Below are 8,971 nucleotides of genomic sequence, written 5' to 3'. Positions count from 1 at the left end.
CGCACATCCTGTCCGTCCATACCCCACCGCACCGGTCAGGTCACGAAGTACGGCTGCCCTATCAGCTGTGCCGCCAACCTAAGCCACGTAGTAGCCTCTCACGTTAAGTCTCTGCTTGCTCGGAGGCGTCTGTATTCAAGAATGGGGACGGTGTCCGGCGCGCTGGATGCGGATTTCCTGCTATGTCTGAAGACTCCTGATCAGTCGCATGGGAGGTACGTCAACATCAAACGTACGAACTGTGTTCACTAAAGAATCGAGGTGTCTAGAGGGGCGCACGGATTCTTGACTTCATATATTCATCTCTGATTCGTTCCTCAGTTCTAGTACAGCGGCTACCTAGCAGTGCGCTGATGCGGTCCATGCTAGACTCCTTCGGTCGACTCGCAGATGTCCTCGTAATCTGCGGTCTCTTGGGTTACTGCGGCGCGCTCTCATGCGGGTGACCAGCTGACCGCTATCGGTCAGCTGGTCACCCGCTTCGAGAGGGTTCCTTACCGAAGTTAGAGCCTTGTCTTCATACGGGATGGTCAGATGCCTCGCCTTCAAAAGTTCGGCAAGTTGCTCTCTGCGGGCGCGCTGGCCGGCACAGTCGCACTGCTGTCTGCCTGCTCAGCAGGCCCATCGGCCCCCAGGGAAGGCTCCGACGCGCCAGATGCCGTCGGATCGGGTACAGATATAGGTGGTTCCGGTGCCGAGCAAGGTGGACAGGAACTGCTTAGTGAGACACTGGCAATGGAGCCGCAGGTCCGCGACGTGGTCGGCAGGCTCACCGAGGCATGTCTGCGAGAAGCTGGCCTGGACCGCTTCCCGCCGCAGACAACCACGGGCGCTGCGACCCAACCTGCAGTTGTCGCACCGCTGATCTCTCCGGACCTCGATGAGGCGAAGATAAACGGCTACGGTATTCATGAGAGCATCTCGGGCGATCCGGAAGCTGTCGGGTCAGTTGAGTTCACTTGGTCGTCGGCCGCCGAGGAGCGTCGTTATCAGGAGGCACTGACCGGTTCCGCAGACGGTCAAGCGATCACCGATGACAGCGGCCGGCCCACATTGGGCGGTTGTCTCGGCGAGGCACGGATTGCCGTCTACGGTGAGGTTGCCGCGCCGCAGAGTCCGACGACAGCGATCGACGAAACAGCGCGCGCCGCATACGCCGCTGACCAGGCGGCAAAGGACGGCTTGTCGGCGTGGTCGGACTGTCTGCGACAGGCAGGCTACCCGCAACTGCTCGACCCCGAGGACGCGCAGCGGTACGCTCAGTACTTCCACTACCCGCCGGGTGAGCGACCCGGTGGACCAGTACCGTCCGGTGGTCCATGGTCGGGGGACATCGCCAAGGACAAGGAGATTGAGTTGGCCGTCGCTGACGCTGGATGTGCTGACCGAGCGGGTCTACGGGAGGCGCAACAGCATGCCTGGGACGCCGCCGTCGCTAGCGCGGTCAACGAACATGAAGCCGAACTTTTTGGCTACCGGGAAGCGATGACCGCTGCCCTGCAGCGGGGGCAACAGGCGCTCGGCGACTGATCCGGACCTGGCCAGGATCACGAGTGACGAGTCGCCGCAGGATTGTCAGCGTCATCGCTGCGGTCACTGTTGCCGCAGCGTCTACTTGGGCGTGGTACTCAGCATCTCAGGCGCGGTCGCCAGCGCAGCGCGCCGAAATCGCCGCACCACCTTCACCGTCGGTGGTGACATCCCTGGTATCGGCCGGCCCGCTTGTCGACTCGATCACTCTCGACGGGTCGTTGACCAGGGAAACGGTTCACTCAGTCACCGGGCCGCAGACCCAGAGCGGAACAATACGTCAAGTGGTGACGGCAGTTCCGGTGTCTGTCGGCGACCGAGTCGGCATCGGCGATGTGCTCGTCGAGGTGTCCGGGCGTCCACTGATCTTGCTACCCGGCAAGTTCCCGGCGTACCGCCAGCTCGTCCGGGGTGACACCGGTCCCGATGTACGCCAGCTGCAGACTGCACTACGCCAGCTGTACGGCACACCGGTCAACGGACGACTGGACGAGCGTACCGAGACGGATATCCGCCGGCTCTACGCGGCCGCCGGCTACCCACCGCCGTTAGCCGAGCAGCCGGCACAGCCACCCGCAGATCCGTCTGATCCGCCTCCGTCTGATCCGCCTCCACCTGCACTGCTGCTGCCCGCCGACGAGTTGATCTTCCTGCCGGACGTGCCGGCTTCCGTGGGCGCACTGCCTGCCAAGGTCGGCGACAATGGCAGCGGTCCGCTAGTCAGTCTCACCAGTGGCGGTTGGCAGATCGCCGTACCGCTGAGTCCTGAGCTCGAGAGGATACTCACTGACCTACCGTCGCAGGCACAGTTTCGGCTCGATGGCCCAGGCGGGGCGCCGCTTACGACTCCAGACGTGCGCAGTTCGGTGACGCCGTTCGATACTCGTCAGCAGGAAGGCGCGTCGGGAGATATCCCGGCAGAGGCAACAGCCGATTATGACCAGCGTATGGCGGTCTTCACCCTGCCGGAACCGCCGGACGGTGCGCAGATCGGGCATGGCCGCCAGATCGTGCTTGAGCGTGGCCGCAGTCCGGACGATGATCCAGTGATTCCTGCGTCCGCACTGTGGACGAGGACCGATGGATCAGTGTCGGTATCGATGATCGACCGCGGCGAAGTGGTGCATCTAGAGGTGGAAGTGCTGCTCAGCGTCGATGGTCGAGCCGCTGTTCGCCCTATAACAGGTAACCTGCCGGTGGGCGCCGAGGTCGTCGTCGCGGCTACCCGAGACGGCCGGCAGCGCAGTGACTGATCAGGCGACTAACCTACGGCCCCCTGTCCTCGAGCTGGTCGAGGTCTCGAAGCGCTATCCGGGACCACCCGCTGTTGATGCTCTCCGAAACGTCACACTGCGCATACACCCAGGCGAGTTGGTTGCCGTCGGCGGGCCGTCCGGTTCTGGTAAATCGACCCTGCTGAACATTCTCGGTCTACTCGACACTCCGACCAGCGGTACGCATCTCCTCGGAGGAAAAGCCACCAACGGATTGCGGGAACGGGACTTGACCCGCCTGCGGGCGAGCAGCATCGGCTTCGTTTTTCAGTCATTTCATCTGGTGCCATACCTAAACTCGGTGCAGAACGTGACGCTACCACTGGTTCATCAAGGACGGCCTCGTCGCGAACGGCGCGACTTGGCGATGGCAGCTCTCGCCTCGGTTGGGCTGGCACACCGGCTGCACGCCAAACCAACCACATTGTCCGGCGGTGAACAGCAGCGGGTGGCGATTGCCCGCGCAGTCGTTCATCAGCCCGTGCTGCTGCTCTGCGACGAACCTACAGGAAATCTGGACTCGTCGAATACAGACACGGTGATGCGACTGCTACGGGATCTCGTTGGGACCGACCGCGCCGTTGTCGTCGTCACTCATGAAGCTCGGGTTGAGGCAGACGCCGATCGGGTCATTCGAGTGGTGGATGGCCGTGCCAGCTAGCGCAGGTGGCCGGTCTATCTTAGCTACTGATGTAGTCGCGCAGGCTGTCGGTGCGGTCCTCGGCCGTCGAATGCGATCCGTCTTCACCGCCACCGGGATCGGCCTCGGAGTGGCTGCCACCGTCGCCACCGTCGGCATCAGTTCCAGCGCGGCCGGCGCCATCTCGGACCGGTTCGACGCCGTCGCCGCCACCACAGTCACCGCCCGATACCAGGATCCGGCCACCCGACCTGACCCAGCGACCGTTCGCCGACTGCATCAGGTCAATGGCGTTGTGGACGCCGGTGTCAGTTGCGCCACAGGACAGGACAGCCGGTTGGCGGCAGCGGCTTCCAATATCACAGACAGGGGAGGCGAGCGGGTTGATGTACTCGCTGCTCAACCGGCAGCGCTGCGTGCCGCTGGCGTCGCCATGGTTTCTGGCCGCATGTTCGACGACGGCCACGACGAGCGCGGCGACCGAGTCGCGATAATCGACTCGGTCGCCGCACGCGCGCTGCAAATCTCCGACCCGGGCCTTAGCCCACTGATCTACGTTGATGATCAGCAGTACGCGCTGATCGGTGTCTACCGCGCGCCGGTTGCCCAGCCGCAGTTCACCAATGCCGTCGTTCTGCCGTACGCAGCTTGCCAGCACGGCTGGGCGGATTTCACCGAGTCCACGGTCACGGCCCGGACGGCACTGGGAGCAGCCGATCAGGTCGGCGGGGCGATGCCGTTCGTGCTTGCCCCGGAGAAAACGAGTACCATCGAGGTCATGATTCCAGCTGATCTTCGGAGCTTCCGTCTGGGCGTCGAACGGGACACCCAGGCGTTGTTTCTAGGTTTGGCTGCGGTTTCGCTGATGATCGGGGCGCTGGGGGTCAGCAACACGATGCTGATCTCCGTGCTTGAAAGGCGGGCGGAGATTGGGTTGCGGCGCGCAGTCGGCGCGAGCCGATCAGCCGTCGCGGGTCAATTTCTAGTGGAGAGCGCGTTAGTCGGCCTAGCGGGTGGCGTCGCCGGTACCGTCATAGGTATTAATGTGACTTCCATCGTCAGTCTACTGCAGGGCTGGCTCGTTGTCCTGGAACCGATGGTCGTGTTCGCCGGCCCACTGGTAGGTCTGGCAGTCGGCACGGTCGCTGGTGCCTATCCGGCTTACGCCGCGGCTCGGGTGATGCCGGCGGCGACGCTGCGCGGCTGATCAGGCCCGCGCCCACGCAACTGCCTCCAGGTCGGGGCGGCGGTGCCGACGCCGACCCGGGTGTGTGCTCGCTGTCCTGGGTAGTCAGTGAAGGAAGGGCAAGCCCTCTGCGCTGGACCTCGGGCAAAGTACGGCCGGCATACCGAACCCGGTACACGTAGATCCCGTAGTCCGTGTCGCGGCGCGTCCGGACGGTGCAATGGGCTGCGAGACTGTTCGGGTGTATGACCCGACCCAGTTCAAGGGCGCGGCTCCGTACTACCGGCATGGGCGGCCGCCCTACTCGGCTCAGCTGGGTGAGGTGCTGGCAGACGAGCTGGGGCTCGACGGCACCGGCCGGTTGCTCGATGTCGGGAGCGGACCTGGCACGGTGGGACTGCAACTCGCCACACTCTTCGAGCACGTGACGCTGCTGGAGCCGGATGCGGACATGCTCGCCGAGGCCCGCGCCTACGCGGCGGCAGAGGGGTTGGCGGCGGTCGATTTCGTCCAGGCTACTGCTGAAGATCTTCCAGACCTGCAGCTGCAGCGGATGCGAGCGGTGACGTTCGGACAGTCGTTTCATCGCACCGACCGCTTCCGTGTCGCCGAAGCCGTCTACGATTCGCTGGAACCGGGCGGCGCGATGGTGCTCATCGTTCACGACCCGACCAGGCCGGCCCCGCAGCAACTGCCGGACACGCCACCGATCCCGCATGACGACGTCGACCGGCTCATCAGTGCCTACCTCGGGCCGCAGCGGCGCTCGGGTGCCCGACCAGCGGAGTCCTACCAGGCAGAGCGCTTCGAGCAGACACTTGCCCGTACCCGATTCGGGAGGCCGCGCATCATCTACGCACCGGGACAGCCCGACATCGTGCGTGATGTCGACGGCGTCGTCGCCGGCTTGATGTCGATGTCATTCGCTGCGCCTCACCTGTTCGGGTCCAGGTTGGGTGAGTTCATCGGGGAGCTCCGTACACTGCTGGAGCGCGCGTCGCCGACGAGCGGCCTCTTCTGGGACTGGCCCGGTGACACGGAAATCCTCATCGCCGGACGACGGTGACGTCCTCAACGGCGGCGCGTCGTCCACTTGTCTTGGCCACCCGTGGGGCGTTCCAAGTGGCTCTGCGGTCGGAGGGTCGGGTCGATCAGAACGACACGATGATGCCGACCATCGGGGGGCGGCGTATCCGGAGCAGGCGAGCGAGCCAGTTCCCTGCCCGTGCCATGACGTACCGGCGGGCCAGTAGCTTGCGGGCCCGCGCCGTCCCGTCGCCGTCCAGCAGCCGGGCCGTTCCCGTCACACTCGGCGCGTCCGGTGCCACCGCCCCGCGTAAGGAACACGGCTGCACCCGAACGTGCGGGTTGTTCCGGATCCGCTTGACCTTGCCCGAGCCCGCTTCGGTCACGATCCAGAGTTCGCCACCGTGCGGTACGTGCCAGACCGGTGTGGCCACCGGGGCGCCGTCCTTGCGGTAGGTGGTCAGACTGACGTACCGGCTACTGGCGATCTCATCGGCCGCGGTCACCAGGCCAGCGTAGCGAGTCGTGTCCGGGCCGCGCCCGCTGATCAAGCAGACATGCAGCCCGTCGAAAGTAGCCATCCGCTGGTCAGAGTGCGGCGGCGACGCAGGAGGCGACGAAGAGCACCTGCAGCAGCGTGCGCGGAACCAGGGGCGTGACCGGCCGATCGGCAATCTTCAGCTGACGCCGCGCCCCCGACACGTTGGCTGGGAACATCGCCAGGAGGAGGAGCGCGAGACAGATCGCCGCGACCGGTGCGGTCGACGGGAACGCTAGGCCGACGGCTCCGAGCAGCTCCAGAACCCCGGTGATGGTGACCAGCAGCGGTGCCCGGGGCAGCCGAGGTGGCACCATCGCGATGAGCGAGTCGCGCCGCTTCGCACTGAAGTGGGCCACACCGGTCAGCACAAGCATGAGGGCCAGTCCGCCACGCAGCGCCGGCTGCCAGCCGTCGAGCGCGTCGATGCCGAGCAGTCCAGCCATGCGCAGGACCAGCCAGCTGCCGATGAGGGCGATCAGGGGAGCCATCGCGTGCCTCCATATCTTGTCAATGACAAGATATCGTCCAGCGCGCACATCTTGTCAATGACAAGTTTGGCCTGCCACATGAGTCCGTACCCTCACGGCCCGCTACCGCCGCCAGCGCCCTCGGCGCGGCATGGGCGGGCATTAGGCGGATCGCCAGGGCCTTTATCTAGTTGACGCTTGATCAAGTAGGTGCTTGAATAAGATGTGGACGTCACCGTTGAAGATCAGCAGCTCGATGCCCTGTTCACGGCGCTCAGCGATCGCACCCGACGGGACATCATCGTGCGGCTGAGCGCGGGCGACGCGACGGTCAAGGAACTCGCCGAGCGGTATGCCATGAGCATGCAGGCCGTGTCGCAGCACCTTCAGGTGCTCGAGCGCTCCGGCCTGATCAGCCGGGGGCGTCACCGCCAGACCCGCCCCTGCCGCCTCGAACCGGCAACGCTCACCCTCGCCGCTTCCTGGATCGAGGCGAGCCGGCGTACGTGGACCGAGCGGATGGACCGTCTGGAGACACACCTGGCCCGCCTGCAAGAAGGTGGCGAGCGGTGAGCGACGGCGAGCTCGTCTACGAGCGGGTGTTCCACGCGCCGCGTGAACTGGTCTGGCACTGTCTCACCCAGCCCACCGAACTCGCGCACTTCTGGGGTCCCCGGGGAATGGTCACACCAGTCGACGGCATCGTGGTCGAGTTTCGGCCCGGCGGCCGCTTCGAGACACTGATGGTCGGCCCGCACGGCAGCTATCGGATGGTCGCCACCTTCACCGAAGTCGTTGCGCCCGAGCGGCTCGCCTGGGTTGAGCCGTCGAGCGGGATGCACACCGTCAGCACGCTCGACGAGCGAGACGACGGCCGGACCGCGGTCGTCATCACCCAACGGCATGTCCCCGAAGCCATGCGACGGCCCGAAGCGCGAGCCGGCTTCCTCACCTCTCTCGACAAGCTCGACGAACACCTCCACCTCCTCATCCAAGGAAACCGGTCATGACCGACCCGCAGACCTGGGTGGCACTGACATACGAACGCTGGGCCGAACTCCTGACCGCTACTCCTGCGGCGACGTGGGACGCGCCCACCCTCTGCGACAAGTGGCTCGTACGTCACGTCGTCGCGCACGTGACGATGCCGGTCCGGCTGAGCCCTCAACAGTTCGGCGCGGAGCTGGCGGCGGCCGGTGGCGACTTCGCCGTGCTCTCCGACACCGTAGCCGTGCGGGACGCCTCGCTGCCTCCCGACGAGCTTCTCGGCCAGCTCCGGGCACCGCAACTGCACGAGTGGCTGCCGCCGGGCGGCGGCGAGGCGGGCGCCCTCAACCACGCTGTCATCCACTCGCTCGATGTGACGATCGCGCTCGATCGGCCTCCTGTCGCACCTCGGGAGGCGGTGGACACCGTCCTCGACCTGCTCGCCGCGACCGACGGCACGCTGTTCGGCGTCGACGTGACCGGCATCCGAATCGAGGCCACCGACACCGCCTGGAGCCGGGGAGAAGGCCGGGTGATCCGCGCCGACAGCGGCTCGCTCGTCGCTCTACTGAGCGGCCGCACGCTGCCCGACGGCCGTAAGCTCCCCCGAATCTGACCGTCAGACCAACATCCGCTCATCGGCAGGACCTACGACCCGAAGGCCACCTGATCACATGCCGTTCGCAGCCAGGCTGTACCGCATTCCGACGCCGCCACCTGGCCAGTTGAGCACAATGCCGCGGCCGCGCGGCGACGATTGGCTCGATGACGAAATGGCTGCTCTCCGCGTCGCCGGCGTCGACGTCCTTGTCTGCCTGCTTACCTCTGCGGAGGCCACCGAGCTGGGCCTGTCCGGGGAGGGCGTTGCCGCCGTCCGCGCCGGGTTGGAGTTTCACGGCTTCCCGATCGATGATTTCGGCGTTCCCGACCATGCGTTGACGCGGCCACTGCTCGACCTCCTGCACAGCCGGCTCACCGATGGGCGTCATGTCGCGGTGCACTGCCGTGCCGGCATCGGACGGGCATCGCTGATCGCTGCGGCCTGTCTGATCAGGTTGGGAACCGAGCCTGGCAGGGTCTGGCAGATCATCGGGGAAGTCCGAGGCGTGATGGTTCCGGAGACCGACCAGCAGCGACGCTGGCCGGAGCAACTCGGACGGTAGCTTGACGCTGCCGCGTGCACCGCACACTGGCGGCGGCGATTCCGGATGTCTAGACGAGTAGTTCCGATGTCCGGTCAGTGGTCGTAGGCGATCAGGGACCGGGTGACGGGTGCGCCGGTCTTGTTGTTGTGCCAGATGGCGGCGGCCATGGCGAGGA

At 65.6% G+C, this 8,971-nt stretch carries 11 protein-coding genes; 9 read left to right on the top strand and 2 right to left on the bottom strand.

All coding sequences use genetic code 11. From position 1 onward, the window contains the following. The first annotated feature begins 735 nt into the window (after positions 1–735). The 5 genes from ACFHW1_RS28225 (at position 736) to ACFHW1_RS28205 (ending at position 5,696) form a co-directional block, all read left to right on the top strand. Positions 736–1,530 (top strand): hypothetical protein, encoded by a 795-nt coding sequence (locus ACFHW1_RS28225; RefSeq protein WP_416616606.1) that lies wholly within the window; start codon positions 736–738, stop codon positions 1,528–1,530. Positions 1,531–1,814: 284 nt separating this feature from the next. Further along, the gene (locus ACFHW1_RS28220; RefSeq protein ID WP_416616605.1) at positions 1,815–2,783 is read left to right on the top strand and encodes a peptidoglycan-binding domain-containing protein; all 969 of its coding nucleotides are present in this window, start codon (positions 1,815–1,817) and stop codon (positions 2,781–2,783) included. After that, on the top strand, positions 2,776–3,465 hold the full coding sequence (locus tag ACFHW1_RS28215; RefSeq protein WP_416616604.1) for an ABC transporter ATP-binding protein: 690 nt from the start codon (positions 2,776–2,778) through the stop codon (positions 3,463–3,465). The genes ACFHW1_RS28220 and ACFHW1_RS28215 overlap by 8 nt, the downstream gene beginning before the upstream one ends. A 70-nt stretch (positions 3,466–3,535) precedes the next feature. After that, the gene (locus ACFHW1_RS28210; protein ID WP_416616603.1) at positions 3,536–4,651 is read left to right on the top strand and encodes an ABC transporter permease; all 1,116 of its coding nucleotides are present in this window, start codon (positions 3,536–3,538) and stop codon (positions 4,649–4,651) included. A 220-nt stretch (positions 4,652–4,871) separates the two neighbouring features. Continuing rightward, positions 4,872–5,696, top strand: a complete 825-nt coding sequence (locus ACFHW1_RS28205) for a class I SAM-dependent methyltransferase (RefSeq protein ID WP_416616601.1) — start codon at positions 4,872–4,874, stop codon at positions 5,694–5,696. Between the two features lie 85 nt (positions 5,697–5,781). Here ACFHW1_RS28205 and ACFHW1_RS28200 read toward each other — a convergent pair whose 3' ends face one another. Next, the gene (locus ACFHW1_RS28200) at positions 5,782–6,162 is read right to left on the bottom strand and encodes a PPOX class F420-dependent oxidoreductase (protein WP_416616599.1); all 381 of its coding nucleotides are present in this window, start codon (positions 6,160–6,162) and stop codon (positions 5,782–5,784) included. Positions 6,163–6,244: 82 nt separating this feature from the next. Further along, entirely contained in the window at positions 6,245–6,685 is a 441-nt protein-coding gene (locus tag ACFHW1_RS28195) for a DoxX family protein (protein ID WP_416616598.1), read from the bottom strand. Between the two features lie 204 nt (positions 6,686–6,889). Here ACFHW1_RS28195 and ACFHW1_RS28190 point away from each other — a divergent pair, with 204 nt between their 5' ends. From ACFHW1_RS28190 to ACFHW1_RS28175, 4 genes are read left to right on the top strand one after another with little or no spacing between them, the layout of a single operon-like run. Next, positions 6,890–7,237: an ArsR/SmtB family transcription factor gene (locus ACFHW1_RS28190; RefSeq protein ID WP_416616596.1), complete on the top strand. Its 348-nt coding sequence runs from the start codon at positions 6,890–6,892 to the stop codon at positions 7,235–7,237. Further along, positions 7,234–7,674, top strand: a complete 441-nt coding sequence (locus ACFHW1_RS28185) for an SRPBCC family protein (protein WP_416616594.1) — start codon at positions 7,234–7,236, stop codon at positions 7,672–7,674. The genes ACFHW1_RS28190 and ACFHW1_RS28185 overlap by 4 nt, the downstream gene beginning before the upstream one ends. Further along, positions 7,671–8,267, top strand: coding sequence for a maleylpyruvate isomerase family mycothiol-dependent enzyme (locus tag ACFHW1_RS28180; RefSeq protein WP_416616593.1), 597 nt, complete (start codon positions 7,671–7,673; stop codon positions 8,265–8,267). Before ACFHW1_RS28185 ends, ACFHW1_RS28180 begins: the two co-directional genes overlap by 4 nt. A 58-nt stretch (positions 8,268–8,325) precedes the next feature. Beyond that, positions 8,326–8,814, top strand: a complete 489-nt coding sequence (locus ACFHW1_RS28175; protein ID WP_416616591.1) for a protein-tyrosine phosphatase family protein — start codon at positions 8,326–8,328, stop codon at positions 8,812–8,814. Positions 8,815–8,971 lie beyond the last annotated feature (157 nt).

This window comes from Micromonospora sp. LOL_014 (assembly GCF_048060245.1).
Classification (GTDB): domain Bacteria; phylum Actinomycetota; class Actinomycetes; order Mycobacteriales; family Micromonosporaceae; genus Micromonospora_E.
Note: the sequence above shows the minus strand (reverse complement) of the source record. Positions and strands in the feature narration are given on the sequence as shown.

Bases quoted from the DNA above. Each gene is read 5' to 3' on its own strand.
- ACFHW1_RS28225 (WP_416616606.1), top strand. From the start codon at position 736: ATGGAGCCGCAGGTCCGCGACGTGGTCGGCAGGCTCACCGAGGCATGT.
- ACFHW1_RS28210 (WP_416616603.1), top strand. From the start codon at position 3,536: ATGCGATCCGTCTTCACCGCCACCGGGATCGGCCTCGGAGTGGCTGCC.
- ACFHW1_RS28195 (WP_416616598.1), bottom strand. From the start codon at position 6,685: ATGGCTCCCCTGATCGCCCTCATCGGCAGCTGGCTGGTCCTGCGCATG.
- ACFHW1_RS28180 (WP_416616593.1), top strand. From the start codon at position 7,671: ATGACCGACCCGCAGACCTGGGTGGCACTGACATACGAACGCTGGGCC.
- ACFHW1_RS28175 (WP_416616591.1), top strand. From the start codon at position 8,326: ATGCCGTTCGCAGCCAGGCTGTACCGCATTCCGACGCCGCCACCTGGC.